The sequence below is a fragment of the Desulfobacterales bacterium genome, assembly GCA_029211065.1.
Classification (GTDB): domain Bacteria; phylum Desulfobacterota; class Desulfobacteria; order Desulfobacterales; family JARGFK01; genus JARGFK01.
In genome coordinates, this window is sequence record JARGFK010000027.1 from 15,887 (window position 1) to 38,898 (window position 23,012).

At 49.2% G+C, this 23,012-nt stretch carries 22 protein-coding genes and 2 tRNA genes; 21 read left to right on the top strand and 3 right to left on the bottom strand.

Annotated elements, in window-relative coordinates; genetic code table 11:
• Positions 1 to 120: 120 nt before the first annotated feature.
• The 6 genes from P1P89_08020 (at position 121) to P1P89_08045 (ending at position 4,272) form a co-directional block, all read left to right on the top strand.
• Positions 121 to 1,767, top strand: coding sequence for an NAD+ synthase (locus P1P89_08020; protein ID MDF1591443.1), 1,647 nt, complete (start codon positions 121 to 123; stop codon positions 1,765 to 1,767).
• Positions 1,768 to 1,827: 60 nt separating this feature from the next.
• Entirely contained in the window at positions 1,828 to 2,268 is a 441-nt protein-coding gene (locus tag P1P89_08025) for a hypothetical protein (protein MDF1591444.1), read from the top strand.
• Positions 2,205 to 2,459 carry a hypothetical protein gene (locus P1P89_08030; GenBank protein MDF1591445.1) on the top strand — a complete coding sequence of 85 codons (255 nt, stop codon included), beginning with the start codon at positions 2,205 to 2,207 and terminating at the stop codon, positions 2,457 to 2,459. The genes P1P89_08025 and P1P89_08030 overlap by 64 nt, the downstream gene beginning before the upstream one ends.
• 4 nt (positions 2,460 to 2,463) lie before the next feature.
• Positions 2,464 to 2,745 (top strand): ArsR family transcriptional regulator, encoded by a 282-nt coding sequence (locus P1P89_08035; protein ID MDF1591446.1) that lies wholly within the window; start codon positions 2,464 to 2,466, stop codon positions 2,743 to 2,745.
• Positions 2,746 to 3,173: 428 nt separating this feature from the next.
• On the top strand, positions 3,174 to 3,617 hold the full coding sequence (locus tag P1P89_08040) for a dihydrodipicolinate synthase family protein (protein MDF1591447.1): 444 nt from the start codon (positions 3,174 to 3,176) through the stop codon (positions 3,615 to 3,617).
• A gap of 124 nt (positions 3,618 to 3,741) precedes the next feature.
• On the top strand, positions 3,742 to 4,272 hold the full coding sequence (locus tag P1P89_08045; GenBank protein ID MDF1591448.1) for a universal stress protein: 531 nt from the start codon (positions 3,742 to 3,744) through the stop codon (positions 4,270 to 4,272).
• Between the two features lie 168 nt (positions 4,273 to 4,440).
• Here P1P89_08045 and P1P89_08050 read toward each other — a convergent pair whose 3' ends face one another.
• On the bottom strand, positions 4,441 to 5,367 hold the full coding sequence (locus P1P89_08050; protein MDF1591449.1) for a TIGR01212 family radical SAM protein: 927 nt from the start codon (positions 5,365 to 5,367) through the stop codon (positions 4,441 to 4,443).
• Between the two features lie 112 nt (positions 5,368 to 5,479).
• Between P1P89_08050 and mnmG the strand changes: the two genes are divergently transcribed.
• The 12 genes from mnmG (at position 5,480) to P1P89_08110 (ending at position 17,120) form a co-directional block, all read left to right on the top strand.
• Positions 5,480 to 7,366 carry a tRNA uridine-5-carboxymethylaminomethyl(34) synthesis enzyme MnmG gene (gene mnmG, locus P1P89_08055; protein ID MDF1591450.1) on the top strand — a complete coding sequence of 629 codons (1,887 nt, stop codon included), beginning with the start codon at positions 5,480 to 5,482 and terminating at the stop codon, positions 7,364 to 7,366.
• Positions 7,367 to 7,552: 186 nt separating this feature from the next.
• Positions 7,553 to 8,464, top strand: coding sequence for a DnaJ C-terminal domain-containing protein (locus P1P89_08060; GenBank protein MDF1591451.1), 912 nt, complete (start codon positions 7,553 to 7,555; stop codon positions 8,462 to 8,464).
• A 112-nt stretch (positions 8,465 to 8,576) separates the two neighbouring features.
• Positions 8,577 to 9,095: a hypoxanthine phosphoribosyltransferase gene (hpt, locus tag P1P89_08065; protein ID MDF1591452.1), complete on the top strand. Its 519-nt coding sequence runs from the start codon at positions 8,577 to 8,579 to the stop codon at positions 9,093 to 9,095.
• A 16-nt stretch (positions 9,096 to 9,111) separates the two neighbouring features.
• Positions 9,112 to 11,139, top strand: coding sequence for a zinc-ribbon domain-containing protein (locus P1P89_08070; GenBank protein MDF1591453.1), 2,028 nt, complete (start codon positions 9,112 to 9,114; stop codon positions 11,137 to 11,139).
• 137 nt (positions 11,140 to 11,276) lie between these two features.
• Positions 11,277 to 11,353, top strand: a tRNA-Met gene (locus tag P1P89_08075).
• Between the two features lie 433 nt (positions 11,354 to 11,786).
• Positions 11,787 to 12,176 (top strand): DUF1992 domain-containing protein, encoded by a 390-nt coding sequence (locus tag P1P89_08080; protein ID MDF1591454.1) that lies wholly within the window; start codon positions 11,787 to 11,789, stop codon positions 12,174 to 12,176.
• Between the two features lie 24 nt (positions 12,177 to 12,200).
• Positions 12,201 to 13,163, top strand: a complete 963-nt coding sequence (locus P1P89_08085) for a D-alanine--D-alanine ligase (GenBank protein ID MDF1591455.1) — start codon at positions 12,201 to 12,203, stop codon at positions 13,161 to 13,163.
• Between the two features lie 33 nt (positions 13,164 to 13,196).
• Complete coding sequence (gene purD / locus P1P89_08090; protein ID MDF1591456.1) at positions 13,197 to 14,969, top strand: phosphoribosylamine--glycine ligase; 1,773 nt, start codon at positions 13,197 to 13,199, stop codon at positions 14,967 to 14,969.
• The gene (locus P1P89_08095) at positions 14,956 to 15,600 is read left to right on the top strand and encodes an L-threonylcarbamoyladenylate synthase (GenBank protein ID MDF1591457.1); all 645 of its coding nucleotides are present in this window, start codon (positions 14,956 to 14,958) and stop codon (positions 15,598 to 15,600) included. The genes purD and P1P89_08095 overlap by 14 nt, the downstream gene beginning before the upstream one ends.
• A 51-nt stretch (positions 15,601 to 15,651) precedes the next feature.
• A tRNA-Leu gene (locus P1P89_08100) sits at positions 15,652 to 15,738 on the top strand.
• Between the two features lie 123 nt (positions 15,739 to 15,861).
• On the top strand, positions 15,862 to 16,365 hold the full coding sequence (locus P1P89_08105; protein ID MDF1591458.1) for a response regulator: 504 nt from the start codon (positions 15,862 to 15,864) through the stop codon (positions 16,363 to 16,365).
• Between the two features lie 143 nt (positions 16,366 to 16,508).
• On the top strand, positions 16,509 to 17,120 hold the full coding sequence (locus tag P1P89_08110) for a hypothetical protein (protein ID MDF1591459.1): 612 nt from the start codon (positions 16,509 to 16,511) through the stop codon (positions 17,118 to 17,120).
• A gap of 5 nt (positions 17,121 to 17,125) precedes the next feature.
• Here P1P89_08110 and mltC read toward each other — a convergent pair whose 3' ends face one another.
• Positions 17,126 to 18,184, bottom strand: coding sequence for a membrane-bound lytic murein transglycosylase MltC (mltC, locus tag P1P89_08115; protein MDF1591460.1), 1,059 nt, complete (start codon positions 18,182 to 18,184; stop codon positions 17,126 to 17,128).
• Between the two features lie 323 nt (positions 18,185 to 18,507).
• Between mltC and P1P89_08120 the strand changes: the two genes are divergently transcribed.
• A complete protein-coding gene (locus tag P1P89_08120; GenBank protein ID MDF1591461.1) occupies positions 18,508 to 19,413 on the top strand; it encodes a DMT family transporter in 906 nt (301 codons plus the stop codon).
• 242 nt (positions 19,414 to 19,655) lie between these two features.
• Positions 19,656 to 20,357, top strand: coding sequence for a transglutaminase-like domain-containing protein (locus tag P1P89_08125; GenBank protein ID MDF1591462.1), 702 nt, complete (start codon positions 19,656 to 19,658; stop codon positions 20,355 to 20,357).
• Here the strand turns inward: P1P89_08125 and P1P89_08130 are convergent.
• Positions 20,347 to 21,546, bottom strand: coding sequence for an MFS transporter (locus tag P1P89_08130; protein MDF1591463.1), 1,200 nt, complete (start codon positions 21,544 to 21,546; stop codon positions 20,347 to 20,349). The genes P1P89_08125 and P1P89_08130 overlap by 11 nt on opposite strands.
• Positions 21,547 to 21,689: 143 nt before the next feature.
• On the opposite strand from P1P89_08130, the gene P1P89_08135 reads away from it, so the two are divergent.
• On the top strand, positions 21,690 to 23,003 hold the full coding sequence (locus P1P89_08135; GenBank protein ID MDF1591464.1) for an acetyl ornithine aminotransferase family protein: 1,314 nt from the start codon (positions 21,690 to 21,692) through the stop codon (positions 23,001 to 23,003).
• Positions 23,004 to 23,012 lie beyond the last annotated feature (9 nt).

Here is a 23,012-nt window from a genome sequence, read left to right on the forward strand (position 1 = left end):
TTGTTTCGAAACTTTATTATGGAAAGCGGTATGGTAATAAAACAGAATTGTCCGGCTGCAAAACAAAATGTTATTTTGACAACGGGACAAATTAAAACCCGCTTAACCGAAATGCTGAAAATGAAAATTGCGATTGCACAGGTTAATACGATAGTCGGCGATTTTAGTCATAATTTTAACCGGATAACCCATTTCGCCGAACAGGCCAAGGGGCTTGCCTGCGATCTGGTTGTATTTTCCGAACTGGTTATTTCTGGGTATCCCTCCCGGGACCTTCTGGAAAAGAAGGACTTCATTGAGGCGAACCTGGCCTGCTTTGCCAAACTCGTCGATTCCATCAGGGGAATCGGCGTTATCTGCGGTTACGTCGACAAGAGCACGGCAGACGCGGGCAACCCGCTTTTTAATGCGGCCGCGCTTTTTGAAAATGGCGCTATCCTGCACAAGGTAAATAAGCGACTGCTGCCGACGTATGATATTTTTGATGAGGGGCGATATTTTGAGCCCGGGACCCAGTGTGCTGCGTTCCCCTATCATGGCCATCAGATCGGGCTGACCATCTGTGAAGACGTCTGGAACGATAAGGATATTTTTAAGCGCAGAATTTACCACAGCGATCCGGTCAGCCAGATGATCGGGCAGGGGGCCGATCTGGTTGTCAATATATCGGCCTCGCCGTTTTATGTCGGCAAAAGAGAGTTCCGGCAACAGATGCTGGGATCCATCGCCCGAAAATACGGGGTGTCATTGGTATACGCCAATCAGGTCGGCGGTAATGACAGCGTCCTTTTTGACGGCATCAGCTGCGCTTTCGATCAAAAAGGCCATTTGATCGCAAGGGCGAATGATTTCAGGGAGGACCTGGTCGTATTTGATACGGACAATAACAGCGGCGACATACATGAAATTGCGGTATCGGACCCTGAAAGTATTTTCAGGGCGCTGGTGATGGGGACGCACGATTATGTTGCCAAATGCGGCTTTTCAAAAGTGGTGGTGGGACTGAGCGGCGGGATTGACTCTGCTCTGACCGCATGTATCGCCGTCGAAGCGCTAGGCAAACAAAATGTGTTAACCGTGTTTATGCCTTCTCCTTACACGTCGAAAGACAACTATGAAGATACCCAAAAACTAGCGCGGAATCTGGATGTTGAGCTCTTGAATATCCCCATTGACGGTATGTTCAAAGAGTTTGTCCGGTTTCTATCGCCTTCTTTTAGCAAAGAAGATCCCGGTGTCGTGGAGCAGAATCTGCAGGCCCGCATTCGGGGCACCATTTTGATGGCCCTGTCGAACAAGCATGGTTCGTTGCTGCTGTCCACCGGAAATAAATCCGAACTCGCGGTGGGGTATTGTACGCTATACGGCGATATGAGCGGCGGGCTGGCCGTGATTTCGGATGTCCCCAAGACCGTTATCTATAAACTGGCACATTATTTCAACAGCGATAAAGAAACGATTCCGGAAAGGATCATCCATAAGGCGCCTTCGGCGGAATTGAAGCCCGGCCAGACGGATCAGGACGACCTGCCTCCGTATGAAGCGCTGGACCCGATATTAAAAAGCTATATTGAAGATGCCAAGGGGGCGGACGAGCTGGTGAAAATGGGATATGATAAAACGCTGGTGACGGACATTATCCAAAAAGTGGATCGAAATGAGTATAAGCGACACCAGGCGGCCCCTGGTCTGAAGGTGACATCAAAGGCCTTTGGTTATGGCCGAAGGTATCCCATCGCCCAGAGATTTAAGCCTGAATTGGTATGACGGGCTTTTGCAACAACAGGGTAAATATTTTCAAGCCGAAAAAATAGAAAGGTATATTTTATGGCGGATGTGTTAAATCAAGACAGCGGGGGGAAAGGGTTTGCCCCGGAGGAAATGTTTACCGGCTCCAAGCATCGCAAACGATTGAACCAGTGGCTGGCTACCGGAATTTGCGGAAATGACATTACCTCTTCCTGCCTTTATGTATCAGCCATAGCGGCGGTCTTTGCCGGTGTATTGACCCCGCTGGTTTTGTTGCTGGTGGTTGGCGTACTTTATCTCTACAAGAAGGTCTATATTGAAGTTGTAGAGGCTTTGCCGTTAAACGGCGGCACCTACAATTGTCTGCTGAACTGCACGTCCAAGTTTGCCGCTTCAATGGCCGCCTGCATGCCGCCTTTAATTACATCGTCAGAAATGAATCCAGCCGGTCCGTTGTGGTCATCCATCTCTATTCCAATCCGGAAAGCAATGAAAGTGAAGACCTTAAAAAGAGCCTGAAGACGATTCAGGATATTTTCCCGGAGCTGCGGGTTGAACTGGATGTGCGCCAGGGTAAATTCGGACCCCAGATCATCGACGAGGTTTCCAAGGAATTCGGCGTGGCCAAGAATAATATTTTCATCGGCGCGCCGGAAGAAAAGCATTCCTTTTCGATACAGGATCTGGGCGGGGTCCGGGTTATCTTTTAATGAGATGCCGACAATTCGCCGACAGATGATTGATTTGTTGTCCCAAGAACCCTGCGGGGTCCGCGACCTCTCCCGCATGTTGAGGATTTCTGAAAAGGAAGTTTATACCCATCTGCCCCACGTCCAACGCACCATCACATCCAGCGGCCTGCGGTTCCATTTAACGCCGGCGGAATGTCTTTCGTGCGGGTATGTTTTCAGCAAGCGTTCCCGCTTTACCCGACCAAGCCGATGTGTCCGATGCAAAAATGAACGGATTTCAGAGCCGGTCTATCAGATCATTTAAAAATTCTCTATTTTGGAAAAGGGGTGCAAATCAGGGTCGGGCGGCGGGCACGGCGGCGACTCGCACCGGCGGGCGCGGTGGCCCCGCCCTACGACAAATGGTCGTATAATTGGACGTAGTCGGCCACCGCGCCGATCAACAAACAAAACGATCGCAAAATCCGTACGTTGTCGTCGGCGGGCACGGAGGCGCCGCCCTACGATGGATGGTGCGATTTTTCGTAGGGTCGGCCACTGCGCCGACCCATAACGGGGGGCCGGTGGCAAACGATGTAGGCGGTCACGGTGGCCCCGCTTTACGGTAAAATGGTTTTATACCCCAACGTAGGGTCGGCCACAGTGCCGACCAAGAAGGGAGACTAACAATGAACGAAGATCAGTTTCATGGTGTATTTCCGTATCTGGTGTCACCCGTAGATCACGACGGAAATGTTAGCAGACGTGCTCAGACGGCTGGTGGATCATCTGATAAGCGCCGGTGTCCATGGGCTTACCCCCCTTGGCAGTACCGGTGAATTCGCCTATTTGAACTGGGAACAGCGCCGTCGGGTGGTTAGAGTCGTTTTAGATGCAACCGCCGGGCGTGTGCCGGTTGTCGCCGGGGTTGCCGCCACAACAACGGCAGAGGCTGTCCGACAGGCGCGCGAATTCGAGCTGATGGGGGTGGACGGCATCCTGGCAATTATGGAAGCCTATTTCCCCGTACCGGAAACCGGCATTATCCGCTATTTCAGCGAAATCGCCCGTGCGGTTACCTGCCCCCTGACGCTCCAGGGTTTTGAGGTGGGTGATCCCTTGCCGCCCCAGGAACCGTTATCTTTAAAAGCCCGGGACGAAATCCGGCAGGCACTCATGATGGTGGGCGGATTATAATCCATATTTTTTCTTGACACAGCCCGTATTTTCTAAGTATCTTATAAATCAGGTAATTTTATTAATTCAGGTATGGTTTCCCACAACGGAGTTCTTTAACTTACCATAATTCGAGGAAAAGAAGATGAAACTGCCAAAAGTTGAAATCAAAAAAATTCTTTATGCCACCGACCTGTCTGAAAGTGCACGCCATGCCTTTGCCTATGCGGTAAGCCTTGCCAATGCCTATGGGGCCTCCATTACAATCCTGCATGTGCTATTCAAAGTGCCGAATGTGGATTCGATTGCTTCATTCTATATCGGGCAGGAAGAATGGAAGAAAATCAAGCAGCGTACCGTGGATGATGCGCGCCAAGCCCTGATCGGCAAGAAGCGGGAGAATGTCGCCATCCAGGAAATCTTAACCCGGATCAGCGAAACCGCATCGGCTGCGGCCCAATCCCCTGCCAGCATTACGGATGAAATTATCATCAAAAAGGGAAATCCGGAAGACCACATTCTGCAACAGGCAGAAGAGCGTAACTGCGACATCATCGTGATGGGGTCCCATGGCCATAGCGCCATTGCCGAAGCCGTGATCGGAAACACCGCGCGAAAAGTGCTGCGGCGCTCAAAGATACCCGTCTTGGCGGTGCGGCTGCCCCAGGACTTTTAGTTGCAGTTGGGTTCCGGTTTTTTTCGGAAAAAACATATTGCCCCGACACGTTGGCCGGCGGATTTACTTAGTGCTTCGACGCGCAATTACCGTGACGTATTTTTCAACCCGATCAATAAAATTGCTTGCTCAGCACTAAGTCCTGAGCAAATAAATTCATCATCGAATTTATGCGTCGATGGACCCAGGCGCCAGCCGGCCCTGCCAGGTATTTCTCTTTGCGAGCCTTTCCTGAATTAATGCCAGGGTCCTGTTTTTATCCAGGGACCATATGGGTGCTGCCAGCTCATCCGGATGCGGGTCTCCGGTAAGCCGCTGGATGACCATATCCTTGGGGAGGTGTTCCAGAAAATCGCAGACAAGATCGACGTATTCCTGCTGACCCAGGGTGCGATACTCGCCGCGCTCGTACATTTTTTCGAGTCGGGTTCCCTTGACAACATACAGGAGATGGAGCTTTACTCCGTCGATTTCCATGGCGGCGATGGTTTTGGCCGTTTCCAACATATGTTTTTTTTCTTCCTGGGGAAGGCCGAGGATGACATGGGCGCAAATTTTAATCCCCCTGTTCCGGGTGGCTGCAACAGCGGCCTCGAAACTATGGAAGTCATGTTTCCTGTTGATCAGCAGCAGGGAACGGTCATGAACCGACTGCAGCCCATATTCGATCCATATCAGGTACTTTTCGGCATACGCCTGCAAGAGGTCTAGAACCGGCTCGGTAATACAGTCCGGTCGCGTTCCAATGGATAGACCCACCACGTCTTTTATTGCCAGGGCTTCCTCATAAAGCGCTTTCAGGGTTTTAACAGTGGCGTAAGTATTTGTAAACGATTGAAAATAAGCGATAAACCGTTCGGCCTTGTAACGCCGCGACAGTATGGTTTTACCGTTTTCGAGCTGCTCTGAAATACTGAGGCCGCGGGAATGGGCCCCGGTGCCGGACCCCTTGGCATTGCAGTAGATGCATCCCTCCTTTGAAAGGGTGCCGTCCCGGTTTGGGCAGGATAGACCTGCGTCAAGGGATATTTTCTGGACCCGGCAGCCAAATAGACTGCGAAGATAGGTATTGAAATCAAAATACCTTTTTTCCATGATGGGGACACCTTTACGCTACCATTGCAACGTTAGGGTTTATTGACGTTCGGTTTCTATAAGTATATACATTGCGTATAAAAATAAAAGAGACAATTTTATAGTGACCAATATGAGTTCTCAACAAAACGGATATGATGTGATTGTGGTGGGCGCAGGCCATGCCGGCTGCGAGGCTGCCCTGGCTTCAGCCCGGATGGGATGCCGGGTCCTGCTCCTGGCGATCGATCTGGACAAGGTGGCGGCCATGCCCTGCAGCCCCTCCATCGGGGGGATGGCAAAAGGCCAGCTGGTGAAGGAAGTGGATGCCCTTGGCGGTGAAATGGCTAAAGTTACTGATAAAACCGCTATACAATACAAGACGCTGAACACCAAAAGAGGTCCGGCCGTCCATTCAACCCGAACGCAAAACGACAAAAAGCGCTATCATATGGCGATGAAGGCAGTGGTTGAAAAGCAGCCGGGCTTGGAGCTCAAGCAGGCCCTGGTTGAAAGGCTGATTGTGGCGGACGGGCAGGTCGCCGGTGTTGTGGATTCCACCGGATTTGAATATCCGTCCCAAAGCGTTGTGCTGGCCACCGGAACTTTTTTAAGCGGCTTGGTCCATATCGGCTTCAGTTCATTCAAGGCCGGCAGGGCAGGAGAGTTTGCCTCCTATGGACTTGCCGCCGATTTGAAGCGTTTGGATTTCAGGCTTGGGAGAATGAAAACCGGCACCCCACCCCGAATCAAAAAATCCAGCATCGATTTCACTAAATTTAATGAACAAGCGGCGGATCCGGCGCCCGTTCCCTTTTCCATTTTTACCGAGAAGATAACCCTGCCGCAGCTTTCCAGCTATATCGGCCATACCAATGAAAAGAGCCACAGAATTGTGCGGGAAAACCTGGATCGGTCTGCCTTGTATGGCGGCATCATCAAAGGGGTATCGGCAAGGTACTGTCCTTCTTTTGAGGACAAGATCGTTCGGTTTCCTGAAAAAAACGCTCACCAGGTTATCCTGGAACCCGAAGGCCTCGATACCGATGAAATTTATGCAAGCGGACTGGGCAACAGCCTTCCCCTTGAAATTCAGCTCCAGTTTGTCCATTCAGTGGACGGCTTGGCTTGCGCTGAAATCATGCGGCCGGCGTATGCCATCGAATATGATTATATCAATCCGATAGAGCTCAAGCCGACCCTTGAAACAAAGAAAATCAAGGGCCTGTTTTTAGCCGGACAGATCAATGGCACGTCCGGATATGAAGAGGCTGCGGCTCAGGGGCTCTGGGCCGGCATCAACGCTGCCTGCAGGGTGCAAAAAAGGCCTCCCTTTGTTTTGGACCGATCCGAAGCTTACATGGGAGTGATGATAGACGATCTCGTCACCAGGGGAACGCAGGAACCTTATCGGATGTTTACCTCCAGGGCCGAGTATCGCCTAATGTTGCGGGAAGACAATGCAGATCTGCGGCTGGTGGATAAAGGGTATGCCCTGGGGCTTATCGCTGAGGACAGAATGCTGGAAGTAAGGGAGCGTAAAAAGCAGATTAAGGCGGAAATCAACCGGATCCGGCAGACGGTGATAAAGCCATCGGGAAAAGTTAATGCATACCTGTCTGAAAAGAGAACCCAGCCGATAGCCAGCGGCACCTTTCTGGACCAACTTTTAAAAAGAACAGAACTCGATTACGGCATGGTCGAAGATCTGGCAAAGAAGCCTGAGTTTATTGATGATAAAGTGTCTCGTCAGGTTGAAATTGAGATCAAATACGAAGGGTATATCCGTAAGCAGCTTAAAGAAATTGATAAATTCAAGAACTTGGAAAAAATAATCATCCCGGAAGCATTCGACTATATGCACGTACACGGACTCTCAAATGAATTAAAATCAAAACTTTCTTCCATAAAACCGAAATCCTTAGGGCAGGCGTCCCGCATTGACGGTATGACACCGGCGGCACTATCCGTGCTCATGATATCGCTTAAAATGTCTGAAAAGCCCAATTCGAAACCATAAACCAAACCGATCTGCAGTCTGCTTGTGCTTTAGATCAGATATTTATTACGGTGATAAAAACTTCCTTCATTTTACAAGCACTTATCCTTGACACCTTGTATTTTTCACCTTATTCTTTTTAAAACAAACAAGTTAAGTTGTTAAAATTTATTAGATTGCAAGAGAAAACGACGGGAAGAGAGAACAATGCCTGAAACAGATTATTATAAAACACTCGGCGTAGATAAAAACGCCACCGATACGGAAATCAAAAAAGCTTATCGAAAGCTTGCGATGAAATATCATCCGGATCATACCAAAAACGATAAGTCTGCCGAGGAAAAATTTAAACAAGTCAGCGAGGCTTACGCCGTTCTGAGTGACAAGGAAAAACGCAAACAGTACGATCAATTCGGCTCCAGCGGATTTCATCAACGGTTTTCACAGGAGGATATTTTCAGAGGGTTTGATTTCTCGGATATTTTCAGGGAATTCGGTTTCGGCGGTGCAAATGCTTCCGGCAACCGCAGGGGGGGCGCCCGCTTTTCCTTCGGCGGGAACAGCCCGTTCGGCAATTTTCAGCAACCGGCGCCGGCAAAAGGATCCGATCTGGTGTATGAGCTGCCGCTGACGTTAATTGAAGTCTCCACCGGGGCAAGCAAGACCATCAGTTTTCAGCACAAAGGGCGGAGTGAAAAGATTACCGTTAAGATTCCCAAGGGAATGATTACCGGAAAAAAAATACGCCTGGCCGGAAAAGGCGAAACGAGCCCCTATGGCGGACCGGCCGGTGATCTGTATATCCAATCGAAAGTCATGGATGACCCGGTTTACCGGTCGGAAGAGTATGATCTTTATGTTGAACGAAAAATCAAACTGACCGAAGCGATTTTAGGCACCAGCATACCGGTTCCGACAATCACCGGCAAAGCGTTGAGTCTTAAAATCCCCCCGGGCACAAAACATAAGACCAAAATGCGTCTCTCCGGGCATGGATTGCCCCATATGCAGGGAAGGGCAAAGGGCGATCTTTATGTTATTATCGATGTAGACATTCCAAATAAACTTACCCCCGAACAGGCAAAGCTGATCGACAAATTGGCCGACTCCGGGTTGTAACAAATTAAAATTATTGACAAGTGGAACAAATAGAGGTACTTGTGTGCAGTTAGAGAGGGGCTGCCGTCGGTTTCGGCGGGAGGTATTTCGGTCATATCACGCAACAAAAAGTATGCCTGAATTAATATCGGTTTTGACAAAAGGAGAAATTCAAAAACGGGTTGCCCATGTGGCCCAAAGCATTTCTTCCGACTATCGGAATGGCGAGTTGATTTTAATAGGTGTTTTAAAAGGCGCTTTTATTTTTCTGTCGGACCTGGCACGGGAAATTACAGTGCCGGTCAAGATAGATTTTGTGGAAACCTCCAGTTATGGTGATAAGACCTGCTCCTCGGGCCGGGTGCGCATAACCAAAGAAGTCGAGATTGACATCGCCGACAAAAACGTTCTTTTGGTGGAAGATATTGTTGACACCGGTTTAACGCTGACGGTTTTAATTGATTATATAAAATCTCTAAATCCGAAGACGGTTAAGGTTTGCACGCTGCTTTCCAAACATGAGCGGCGCGGGACTGATATTCATATTGATTACGCCTGCCATGAAGTCCGAAATGGATATTTGGTCGGTTACGGACTTGACTATGCCGGCGACTATCGGCATTTGCCGCAAATCTATGAATTGAAATTATAAGCAATGAGGATACGCCATGATTATTACCTGTGAGCAATGTGAAACGAGTTTCAATTTGGATGAAGGCCTTTTGAAACCAGCCGGTTCAAAGGTTCGCTGTTCAAAATGCAAACACATATTCGTAGGCTATCCACCAGGACCGGCGGAAAAAGGTGAAGATGCCGCAGCGGGACTGATCGAGACGGACATTGCCGGGGAGGGTGTTGAAGACTTATCGGCGGAAACAAGCGGTGCGGCCGAAGAGGAAGAAATAGACCTTTCTGATTTGGATAAAGAGCTGAAGGCGTCAGAAGAACCTATAGAAACAGCAGCAGCCGAATCCGAGGAAGAGTTGGATCTTTCCGGTTTGGATGAAGGGTTAGAACTGGCAGATGAAACCGCAGAAGCGGAAGCAGGCGAGCCGGCCGAGGAAGAGTTGGATCTTTCCGATTTGGAAAAAGAGTTAGATCTGGGCGATGAAGCCCCGGAAGCGGCAACAGACGAACCGACCGAGGAAGATTTGTCCCTGGATTTTGATCTGGATGTCGAAGGAGAGGAGCCGGTCTCGGCCGAAGCTGCCGAGGAAGAGTTGGACCTTTCCGGTTTGGATGAAGCGTTAGCGCCGGCAGATGTTGAAGCGGAAGCGGCAACAGACGAACCGGCCGAGGAAGATTTGTCCCTGGATTTTGATCTGGATGTCGAAGGAGAGGAGCCGGCCTCAGCCGAAGCTGCCGAGGAAGAGTTGGACCTTTCCGGTTTGGATGAAGCGTTAGCGCCGGCAGATGGAGCTGCAGAAGCGGCAACAGGCGAACCGGCCGAGGAAGATTTGTCCCTGGATTTTGATCTGGATGTCGAAGGAGAGGAACCGGTCTCAGCCGAAGCTGCCGAGGAAGAAGAGCTTGACTTGTCGGATATTGAAAGTATGCTCGAAGAAGAGGCTCCGGTTAAAGCTCCAAAGAAACCTGTCGAGGATAGTGCCGGGAGTGAAGTCGAAACTGAGGAAATAGATCTGTCTGAACTGGAAAAGATGCTGGATGTTGAGGAAGAGAGTGAGCCCGCGGCAGAGGCTGCCGAAGAGCACGAGGATATGGAACTTGATCTCGATATCGACATTGAACCCGAGCCTGAAACAGGCGCACAAACCAGTGGGAAGGAAACAGCACTGGAAACCGAAGATCTGGACCTAACCGATTTAGAGACGAAATTGGAATTGGATGAAACACCGGCGGCTGGGGTTCAGGCCGATCTCTCCGAAGACCTTGAACTGGAATTTATAACCGAGGAACCGCAAGAGGAAGAACTGCAACCCGATGAAGTTCCTGAAGAACAGTTTTCAGATGGTGCAACGGAAGAACTCTTGATGACGGTTGAAGATGAGCCTGCCGTCGGGAAGGAGAAAGCCGATGAAGCGGTTGATTCCGAGCAGGCGGCCGAAGAAAAAGTGGTGGAAAAACGTCGCAAGAAAGCGGGTTCTTTCAAACCTAAAAAACGTGTCAGCCCGCTACTGGTAGCCCTTTTGGTGATTTTACTGCTGGTCGGGGGGGTGGTGGCGCTGCCGAATTTCGGGATTCAGGTTCCGTATGTGGGCGACTTTATAAAAAATATTCCGATAGGGGATTACCTCAGAAATATTCCTTATGTCGGCGACCTGTTGGGATCCAAAGTGGACGAACGCGGCAACCTGAAAATGACCACGTCCGATATTGACAGTAAATTCGTTGAAAACGAGAAAAGCGGCAGGCTTTTCGTTATATCCGGTAAGGTCAGAAATGGTTATGATCACCCTCGCGGCTTTATTAAGGTGACCGGCAGGCTATACGCCAAAGGGAAAAAACTGTCAAAGGTGCAAACCGTTTTTTGCGGTAATGCGCTGACAGATGAAGAGGTGTCCAATTTAGATATGGAGGCTGTCAGAAAAAAACTATTGGAACGCACGGGTCAAAAGCAGTCAAATGTCAGGGTGCCGCCCGGCATGCATATTCCCTTTATGCTGGTTTTTTCAAACCTGCCGCCCGATCTGGAAGAATTTGACATACAAATCGAGGAATCCATTCCGGCCTCCTAAAAGCGAGTTTGGGTTTTGTGCTTGACTAAAAAGGAATGAACTGTTAGAGGAACCCTGCTTTAAACCGGCAGACATTTCCACCCCGGGTGTTTGCGATAGTCTCTGGTTCAGCAGTGATAATTTGTCAAAGCAATAATGGCGATGTAGCTCAGGTGGTCAGAGCATGCGGCTCATATCCGCAGTGTCCGGGGTTCAAATCCCTGCATCGCCACCACAGCTGTCAGCCCAGGCCCCTTTGTGAAATACCAGAGGGGCTTTTTTTATGCCTAACCTAAATTATGGGGTTGAAATAAACAAAGTTATTATATTATATAGCGGTTGCCAAAAATACGTTTCGATTCAGCCGCCGGATAATTCCGTTTCAATCGGCAAAAACTCGCAAATAAAAGCGCGTAACAATTGAACCCGGCGCGGATATCAAGACCGTTTAAAGCGGATCAGTTTTTGAATAAATTTAGTCAAATGGATAATGTTCAATTGAACGCGCTCTAATTTGCTCAGACAGTTTGCCGACTGAAACAGAACCATCGGCGGCTGACGTAGCAGATACATGGAGATCATTCAACCGGAACATATTTATGACAACAACTCTATTCATCTTTTAATAGAATTTCGCATAGCGGTAACCCTAAGGCGATATATCGGCCATGCTGAAAGGTTTCCAGAAAATAATCGAAGAGCGTATCCGCAAAGCTCAGGAGGAGGGTGAATTTGAAAACCTGCCGGGTTCCGGCAAACCCTTGTCTATGGATGAACCGAATGTTCCGGACGAACTTCGATTGGCCTATAAGATTCTTAAAAATGCGGAATGCCTCCCGCCCGAAATCGAATTAAAGAAAGAAATCACTCAAGTCGAAGATATTTTGTCAGGCATGACGGATACTGCTGAAAGGTACCGTATTTTAAAAAAGCTAAATTTTTTGATTCTGAAATTAAATTTGTCCCGCGGCGGGTCCGTTAGATTTGAAATGCCCCAGCACTATGAAGCCAAACTGGCGGCGCATATGGACACCCGAAAAACGCCTTGCCAAAAATAAACCTTCAATATTGAGCTGAAACAGATGAAAAAAATAACCCTAGCGCTTTTGTCCGGCGGCATCTCAACCGAACGGCGGGTTTCGCTAAACAGCGGCGATCAGGTTTATGCGGCCCTGGACAAAGAAAAATACAACGTGGTGCGATATGACCCCAAAACAGATCTCAACCGCCTGATTGCCGACGCATCTCAAATTGATGTTGCCCTGATTATTCTGCATGGACCGTTCGGGGAGGATGGGACCATCCAGGGGTTGTTGGATTTGCTGAATATCCCCTATCAGGGCGCCGGTGTTTTGGGAAGCGCCCTTTCCATGAATAAACTGGCTTCAAAACAGCTGTATGAACTGGCAGGTCTGCCGATTCCCGCTTATCTGGCGGTCAAGTGCGGTGAACCCTTTGATCCGGCAGGTTGTGTCGAGGCGTTGGGGCTGCCGCTGGTGATCAAACCCGCAACCGGCGGATCCAGCATCGGGATGTCTATCGTAAAAAAGAAAGATGAATTAAATCATGCCATGGCAGAAGCGTTCAAGCATGATGAAATGGTTTTGATTGAGACCTATATCAAAGGGGTTGAGTTGACCGGAGCTGTGATGGGGAATGAACATCTGGAAGCCTTGCCCATCGTCGAAATCATTCCGGACAAATCCCATGAATTTTTTGACTACACAGCCAAATATACGGCCGGTGTTACCGAGGAAATTTGTCCGGCCCGGATCGATAATGATTTGACCACTAAGGCCCAGGACTTTGCGTTGAGGGCGCACAAGGCGCTGTTTTGCAAGGGTTACAGCCGGACCGACATGATCCTGAGGGGGAAAGAGTTATTTGTGCTTGAAACCAATACCATCCCCGGGATGACGGCAACCAGCCTGCTGCCCCAGGCGGCGGCAGTAGCCGGGATTTCATTCAGCCGGCTCCTTGACAGGCTGGTTCAGTTAAGTATCGAGGCATATCACAAAAGCAAACAGCACCAGGTTTTGGAATGAATTCGGCAAAATTCAGGTATTGGGAGGTTTCTTATGAAAGTTTTGGTAATCGGCGGCGGCGGTAGAGAGCATGCGCTGGTCTGGAAAATTGTCCAAAGCCCCAGGGTTAAAAAGATATTTTGCGCACCCGGAAATGCCGGAATCGCCCAGTTGGCGACCTGTGTGCCGATCGGTTCGGATGAAGTCGAAAAACTTCTGGGATTCGCAAAAGAAAACCGTATCGATCTAACGGTGGTGGGACCCGAATCTCCTTTAACCAGAGGGATTGTAGACATATTCGGCGAACAGGGTCTGAAGATTTTTGGCGTAAACCGCAAGGCTGCCGAATTGGAATCCAGCAAATCTTTTGCCAAAACCCTGATGAATAAATATGGGATCCCCACGGCCAAGGGCCAAACTTTTACCAGCTTCAAGAAGGCCGAAAGCTATGTCCGTCAGATCGGGGCCCCGCTGGTTGTTAAGGCCGACGGTCTTGCCGCCGGTAAAGGCGTGATCGTATGCGATACGGTAAAACAGGCCATCAGCGCTTTAAAACGCATCCTGATCAAAAAAGAGTTCGGCGAGGCCGGCAACAAAGTCATTGTGGAAGAGTGCCTGAAGGGGGAGGAAGCTTCTTTTCTGGCCTTTACGGATGGAGAGACGGTCTTGCCGCTGCCGTCTTCCCAGGACCACAAGGCCATATTCGACAACGATGAGGGGCCGAATACGGGGGGAATGGGCGCCTATTCGCCGGCGCCGGTCGTAGACGCGTATTTTCACCACCGGATCATGCAGGAAATCATGATTCCAACCGTGCGGGCGATGGCGGCTGAAGGAAGGCCGTACAAGGGGATTTTATATGCAGGCCTGATGATTGACAAAGACCAAATCAAGGTTCTGGAATACAATGCAAGATTTGGTGATCCCGAGGCCCAGCCGCTTTTGATCCGTATGAAAAACGATATCATCCCTGTTATGGAAGCCGTCATTGCCGGCAGACTGGCCGGTTGTAAACTGGAGCTCGATCGGCGCGCATCGGTTTGCGTTGTCGTGTCCGCAGGCGGCTACCCGTCATCTTATAAAAAAGGGGAATCGATTTCAGGGCTCGACAACGTCCGTCGCATTAAAGACGTTGTTGTTTTTCACGCCGGCACCGCCCGAAAAGAAAATACTATTGTAACCAACGGCGGGCGCGTACTGGGTGTGACCGCACTTGGGGATACGATTGAAAAAGCCATTGAAAAGGCATACCAGGCGGTGCCAAAAATATCGTGGAAAGGTGCTTACCACCGCAGGGATATCGGTCAAAAAGCCTTAAAGCGGATCCAAACCCCGCCAAAGGTCGCCATATTGATGGGAAGCGATTCCGATTTGAATGTCATGAATGAAACGGTCGCCGTTTTGAAAAAATTCGGGGTTTCCTACGAGATGACGGTCGCTTCAGCCCACCGCACACCGGCGCGGGCTGCCGATATTGCCACGACCGCCCGTAAACGGGGAATAAAAGTGATTATCGCCGGCGCCGGTCAGGCTGCCCATCTTGCAGGTGTAATTGCAGCGCACACCACGCTTCCGGTTATCGGGGTGCCCATCGATGCTTCAGCCCTGCAGGGGCTTGACGCGCTTCTTGCCACCGTGCAAATGCCGCCCGGGATACCGGTGGCCACGGTCGCCATCGGAAAACCGGGTGCTCGAAACGCAGGCATTTTGGCGGTTCAGATATTATCCGTTTCAGATGATGATTTGGCTGAACAATTACGCGTGTTTAAACTGGAGATGGCTAGACAGGTTGAACAAAAGGCCCAAAAAATCAGTGTTATTCAATAAGGTCAGGCAAGTTAACCCGAGGGATCCGGAGTCCGTTTTCATCAACGAGGCAGGGCAGGTGATTGCATCAGGAGGGATCGTCGCGTTTCCAACCAGAAACCTGTACGGACTGGGGGCCGATGCATTTGATTGCGAAGCGGTTGAGAAAATATTCACTATCAAACAGCGGCCGTCCCAAATGCCGCTGTTGATATTGATCAAAGATCGAAACGAGCTTCACCGTGTCGTGCGGAAAGTTCCATCCGTTGCGGAATATCTCATGGACTGTTTCTGGCCGGGCGGTCTTACCATTATTTTTGAGTCAAAAGCGGAATTGCCCCTAAATCTGACGGCAAATTCCGGAAAAATCGGCGTTCGCCAGCCGGCTCATCCGGTGGCCGCTGCATTGGTGAACGCTGTTGTAAATCCGATAACGGGGACGAGCGCCAATATTTCCGGGGATGCCGGTTGCTCCAGTGTATCGGAATTGGCGACGGCCATTAGAGATAGTGCGGATATCATCCTTGATGCCGGTCCGTTGCCTCCCGGCATCGGTTCGAGTATTGTTGATGTGACGGTTGAACCGTTTCGGATTTTGCGGGAAGGTTCGATATCTGCACAACATCTCTATGAAACGTTGAACGATCGCTGATCAATTATATTGACAACGATGAATGATATTGCTTATAAATTTCAAAAAGTTGCCGGAGTGGTGAAACTGGTAGACGCAGAGGACTCAAAATCCTCCGGGGGCAACTCCATGTCGGTTCGATTCCGACCTCCGGCACCACCAAGAAATATAGGGAATGTTGTTTTTAATAGAACAGCTCCTTTTGTGTTTGGGTGATGATTTTTTCAAGTGGATATCGTGTTTGATGCTGGGGCATAAAATACAACAGCAAAGGAGGGTGCAATGACGGAAGATCTGAAGATACTGGAAGGCAAAAAGATCCTGATTGTTGATGATGAACCGGATGTCCTGGAGACGCTGCTTGACCTGCTGGATATGTGCAATATCGATTCGGCGCCCGATTTTGAAACTGCTGAAAAATTTTTGAATAAAAACAACTATAACATCGCGATTTTTGATATTATGGGTGTCAGGGGGTACGACCTGCTGGAAATCGCTAATAAAAGAGGTATACCGGCACTCATGTTTACCGCCCATGCGCTGAACCCCGATGCCTTTGTAAAATCCATGAAAGGCGGCGCCAAGGCGTACATCCCCAAGGAGAAGATGTCGGAAATCGCCAGCTATGTGGCGGACCTGCTGCAGGCGCACGCGGAAGGGATTGAACGCCCCCGAAACTGGTTTGACCGGCTGGAATCTTTTTTTGAAAAGCAATTCGGAAATGACTGGCTGGACAAGTATACCGCGGCCCATAAAAAATATGACTGGCTCGACTTTGATGATTAATTAAAGGCGCCCATATTTCAATATCAGCGCGAATTGGTCGGAAAAAGCGCATCCAAACATTCAGTTGTTTGATCGGCAGTGTGGCGTTCATTTTTTTTCTGAGGTTGTCTTTATGAACAGCACCCCAACAGGGAGAGAATAAAATGGAACTTATTTGGCATATATGTTTACAGTCTCTTTCCATTTTCGTGCTGATATTGGGCATTGTAGGTTTGGCGGTATCTCTTTTACTGGTCATTTCTCCGAACACAGCCAAATCTTTGAGCAATACTTTCAATAAATATGTAATTATCGACAAGAAACTCACCTACCTCAATAAACCCATTCAAACAGACAGCTTTACTTATCAGCACAATATCCTGACCGGCCTGTCTTTGGTTTGCGGGTCTATCTTCTTTCTTGTTTTTTTATTTTTTCGATTTGATATGGCCAAAACTCTTAATGTGTTTCTTGGCCATAATTATCTGTTTTTATATGAGATCGTATTGAAAACAACCGTACTGATCGGGAAGATAGCCGGTTTTACAGGCGTTGTGATCGGCCTTTGCCTTTTATTCCTGCCTGACATAATGGTAAAGATTGAAAACCGGATGGACGCTTGGATTGCGACCCAGGATATTGCAGACAAACTGGATGAATTTCACCTGGGTATCGACAACATCATATTGCGTTTCCCATTGCTTTTTGGGTTTACCGGCCTGATGACATCTGCAGTTTTAATTATCCTTTCCATTGCAAGCTTGCTCAGTAAATGACCCGACTAAAAATTTACAAAAGATTTTTGGGCGTTGACCACCTTTGCAATATAGCGGCGCGATTCGTCCGAAGGAAGCTGCGTTCTGAGGGTCTGATAGACTTCAAGGGGAGTGATACTGTTGATGCGGCCCGGCGCACGATTTCGGTCGCGATCAAATGTACGCAGAACATTCCCGGCGCCGGTGTTGTATGCTGCGATTACACAATATTGTCGTGAAATCGGATGTTCGATTTCTTTTAAATATCTGTCGCTCAGCAGGAAGAGGTATGCCGAACCATATTGAATGTTATTTTCCGGTACAAAGAGAAATTTGTCGGAAGGCGCTCCTTGTTTATTCAGAAAGATATTGACGTCTCTCCCTGCCGTGGCCGGTACGATCTGCATGAGCCCGAAAGCCGGTGCCTGGCTGACGGCATACGGGTTAAAATCACTTTCGGTTTTCATGATGGCATATATCAGGTTTTTACTGAGATTGTATTGGCCGGCAAAGTTTTCTACCATTGGACGAAACTTTTTGGCGCGGATGTTATGATGGTCGACAAGCATCGACAGGGTTACGAAACGAATGCTTTCAACCTTCCGGTCGTTATGAATGCTGCGGGTCTGAAGGCTTTTTTCAATCAGGTGATCTGCAAACCGTTCCGCCCGCCAGGCCCATCGGATGGGTTGTCCCTCAGCGTCAACGACTTCTCCGAATAGAAAAGGGGTATCCCCAAGTTTGACGGTTTGAGCGGAATAAAGGTCAACGGCTCTAGGGTCATTCGGGGTCATCAGGGTTGTTGTAATGGCGTTTTTCAGGCTTTGCAGGGGATTTTGCTGATCGATGGTTTCCACGGTAATCAGCCCGCTGTCGAAATCAACCATGGCGCGGCACAGATAGTTCTGGGTGTATTTGACATATTCTTTGGGGTTGGGTTCCCTGGCCTCTTTTTTGCCCCAGACATGCTCGACCGCTTTTTTAAAATTTTTCATCAGAACATCGAAGTTTTCCTGAAACTGCCTGATATCCCGGTCCAGGGTCTTTGGGTTGACGGCGTAGCCCACCGCTTTTTCCACTGCCATTCCCTGGGCCGACGAGATATCACCGGTCGCGGCGATTTTGGTTATACGAATAACATCCCTTTTAGAGCATCCATAAATAATCGTACATACGGATGCGGCGATTGCAAGAAGGATTATGATGAAATACGTTCGATTGGCTGAACTGCGTTTCCGGCCTGGAGTCGATTTGGTTTTAAAATTATGACGTAAGATAGGTTCGTGCATTTGAATATTTCCCTGACGGATCAAATATTATAGCGGTTGACAAAATTATGTTCCGATGCAGCCGCCGGACAAGTCCGTTTCAATCGGCAAAAACGCTTAACAAATATAAGACGACTATAATGATCAATGTCAAGTTATTATTAACCGCTTTTTTTTGGGGGGGAACCTTTATTGCCGGCAGAGTCGTTGCCGGAACCATTGAGCCATACTCCGCTGCTTTTTTAAGATTCTTCGTTGCGTTGTTGTTTTTAGTTTTTTTTGCCTGGCGGATTGAAGGAAGGCTGCCTTTGATTAAAAAAAATCAAATTTTTCCGATCCTCCTTCTCGGGGCCAGCGGCATTTTTATCTATAATGTTTTCTTTTTCAAAGGACTTAGACTGATCGAGGCGGGCCGGGCGGCCATTATCATCGCGAATAATCCAATTGTTATTTTCCTTTTATCCGTCCTTTTTTTTAAGGAAAAATTGACCCCAGTAACGGCTGTCGGCGTTTTACTTTCTGTTTTTGGGGCCCTGCTTGTGATTACAAAGGGGAGCCCGTTTGAAGCGTTAAATGCAAATATCGGGCGGGGTGAATTGTTTATTTTCATCTGTGTTTTAAGTTGGGCGGCTTTCTCATTGATCGGAAAGACGATCCTGAAAGGCTTATCTCCTCTGGCGGCCATTACCTATGCAACCCTGGCCGGAATGGTTTTATTATTTATACCGGCCTGTATGAACGGGTTTTTACAAAATATCCGGCACTATCCGCTCAAGGCCTGGCTGGCTGTTTTTTATCTGGGATTTTTTGGAACCGTCCTCGGGTTTGTCTGGTACTATGAAGGCATCCGGACAATCGGCCCCACAAAGGCGAGCCTGTTTATCAATTTTGTCCCCATAAGCGCCGTTGCCCTGGCATTTATCGTGCTGGGAGAGCCGCTGACGACATCCTTATTGACCGGAACGATATTCGTGAGCCTCGGCGTATTTCTGACCCACTGGGACCCAAGGGGTAATGGTCGGGTGTTGCGTCATCCTAAGATTTAGTGCTTCGACGTGAAATTACTGTGACATATTTTTATACATCCGATCAATAAAATTGCTTGCTCAGCACTAAGTCCTGAGCAAATACATTCGTTATCGAATTTATGAATCGATGGACCTGACAGCCGCGTTTCTGGGGTGTGAAATAAAATGGTTTTTCCGACCAATTAAACCTGTTATAAACCATTAGGGTTAGACCTTGATAGTTGTGAATAAAAAAACCGGAACCCAAACCAAAGGTGGCGATGAAAACAATTCCATCGGAATATCTGCAACCCACAGCCATCATAGAAAGTGACCATCCCGAAGTCGTGGCGTATGCCGGGAAAACCGTGGGCGGGTCCGGCAGCGATCCCCGGCAGCAGGCGGTAAAGCTTTTCTATGCGGTCCGGGATGGGATCTGGTATGATCCGTACTATCCGTTTTATCTGCCGGAACATTATCGCGCCAGCCGGGTGCTGGCGAGTAAAAGAGGATATTGCGTGAGCAAGGCTGCACTGCTGTGCGCCCTCGGGCGGGCGCGCGGGATTCCATCGCGGCTTGGATTTGCAACCGTCCGAAACCACCTGGCCACCAAACAGCTGGTTGAACTAATGGGCTCTAATCTGTTCGTCTACCATGGCTTTACGGAATTTTTTCTTTCGGGGCGATGGGTCAAGGCAACCCCCGCGTTTAATGTGGAGTTGTGTCAAAAGCATCGGGTCGCTCCGCTTGAATTTAATGGACGTGACGATTCTGTCTTCCATCCGTATAATTCGGAAAAAAAACCATTTATGGAATATGTTGAAGATCACGGAACCTTTGCGGATGTCCCGCTGGACCGAATTGTCAACGCCTGGAAAAAAGCCTATGGCAGCGAAAGGGTGCGTCAATGGATCGATGCTTTTGAAAAGGCCGGCGGGGGACGGTGGCGGGATTTTGACAAGGAAGACATCATTACCGGTTAAACCGGTCGGGCAGTTTTTTTGAAAACAACAGATAGCCGATTCCTGAAACCACTGCCAGTGATGATATGCTGATCCAGGCCAGGGGATGATGATAACTGAAATGGTCTAAAATTAAACCGCCGTAAAGCGGCCCGAGCGACCATCCCGAGGTTATAAAAAAACCGTAAATACCCATATACCGTCCCATCCTGCCGGCGGGAGCCAACCTTGAGGTTAAGGCCAGGGCCGGCGGCGACATCAATATTTCACCCAGCGTAACGATCATTATGATACCCACAAAATGTTCAAATTTGCTTCCAAAACCCATCATCCCATAACCGATGGCATAAAGAAACGCTCCCAGCGCCAGTTGAATCGACAGCTTGTATTTCGATAAAAGGCCGGTTACCGGCATCTGCAGCGCAGCTACGGTTATACCATTAAGGGTATAGAGAAGCCCCAGCTGATATTCGCTGATGCGCACCATTTCAACGGCGTAAACGGAAAACGGAGCGATCAGCTGCGATACCACCAAATATAACAAAAAGGTCAGAAAACAATGCCGCGCCAGATAGGGGTCATTTTTTATGGCGAATAAATCCCGGAATTTAAACTTGTCCGGAGGAATGTTCGTCTGAGGGATTTTCAGGAACATCCAGAAGACAAGGCAGGAAAGAAATGTGATCGCAGAAGAAATGACGAACAACAATCCATAATTGTAACCGGCCAGGAATCCACCGATGGCAGGACCGGCCGCCCAGCCGAGATTTCCGGCGGAACGGGTCAGGGCATAGCCGTCCAGGCGTTTGGCTGGCGGGAGAAGATCCGACACCAGCGCGTTTGCGGTTGGCTGAAAGACGGCCCCGAAAATGGAATTGATCAACAGGAAAATAGAAATTGCCAAAAAGCCCCATTGTTGATAGATAGAAATTGCCAGCAGTATAAAGGCAACAGCTCGAAAGAGCTGGGAAAAAATCAAAATGTGGCGTCTTTCGACATGGTCGGACATCTCGCCGCCGATGGCTTGAAAGAAGGAGCGGACAACCGCCATAAACCCAAAAAACAGTCCTATCTGAGTGATGGTTAAGCCCAGCTCGGAGTGGAAATAGATCGAGATAAAGGGGATCGAAATCCCGAAGCCCAGTGCGCTGACAAACCAGCCGAAAGACAGCACCCAGAGGTCCTTGTTGAACTGCCGAATATATTTCATGCTCCCGGTTATCATCGTCCGGTGCATATAAAAGAATTTAAATAAAAATAAAAGAAAAATATGACATCTTGACTGTCGCACGGTGTCCTGAACCCTGCAGCAACAGTTTGAAATGAAAGATATAATCAGCGGTGAGGGGTAAAATGAAAATCGAAATTAAAACAGTCCTGCCCGGCCCCATAGCAGCCGAACTGATCGAAAAAGATCGCTTATTTGTTTCCCCCTCCTATACCCGGGTGTATCCGCTTGTGGTGGACAAAGCCCAGGGACTCTGGGTTCAGGATGTGGACGGCAATGTGTTTCTTGATTTTACCGCCGGGATCGCCGTCTGCGCCACCGGTCATTGTCACCCGCGGGTTGTGGCTGCGATTAAAGATCAGGCGGATCAGTTGCTGCACATGTCCGGCACCGACTTTTTTTATGTCCCCCAGATCGCCCTGGCTGAGAAGCTGGCCTCCCTTGTAGGAAATTATAAGGTTTACTTTGGCAATTCAGGGGCTGAAGCGGTGGAGGCGGCTTTTAAATTGGCCCGCTGGCATACCCAGCGGGAATTGAATATTGCGTTTTACGGGGCGTTTCACGGGCGAACCATGGGCGCGCTTTCTTTGACGGCCAGCAAGGCCATCCAAAAAAAACATTACCACCCCTTTGTTCCGGGAATTACCCACATTCCATATGCCTACTGTTATCGCTGCGCCTACAACATGCGTTATCCGCAATGCGGCCTGTGCTGCGTTGAATGGATCGAAAACACCCTTTTCCGTACCGCCCTGCCGCCGGAAGAAGTGGCCGCCATATTTGTGGAACCGATTCAAGGGGAGGGCGGCTATATTGTGCCGCCGCCGGAATTCCATCAGAAATTGCATCAAATCGCCCAGAAATACGGGATCCTCTATGTTGCCGACGAGGTGCAGTCGGGGATGGGGCGCACCGGCAAAATGTTTGCCATGGAACATTTTGGCGTTAAACCGGATATCATCGCATTGGCAAAGGGAATAGCTTCCGGCATGCCCCTGGGGGCCATGGTGGCGAGGGCTGAAATCATGGACTGGGAAGCCGGTTCACACGCGTCCACATTCGGCGGAAATCCGGTCTCCTGTCGGGCTGCCCTGACGACCATTGAAATGCTCCAGGAAAGCCTGATGCAAAATGCGCACATCCAGGGTGAGCGACTGATCCAGGGGCTGCAGGCGCTTCAAAAATCCCACGAGTGTATGGGAGATGTCAGGGGAAAAGGGTTGATGGTTGCGGTGGAGCTGGTCTTTGACCGCGAAACCAAGGCTTCCGCCAAAATCTGGCGTGAGGCTATTATCAGTAAGGCTTTCCAAAAGGGATTGCTGCTTTTGGGTTGCGGTGAAAACAGCATCCGGTTTTGCCCGGCCTTGACGGTAACTGCCCAGCAGATCGATGAATGCCTCAGCATATTCGAGGAAGCGGTTCGGGAAGGGATTCGGTAAACAAATTTC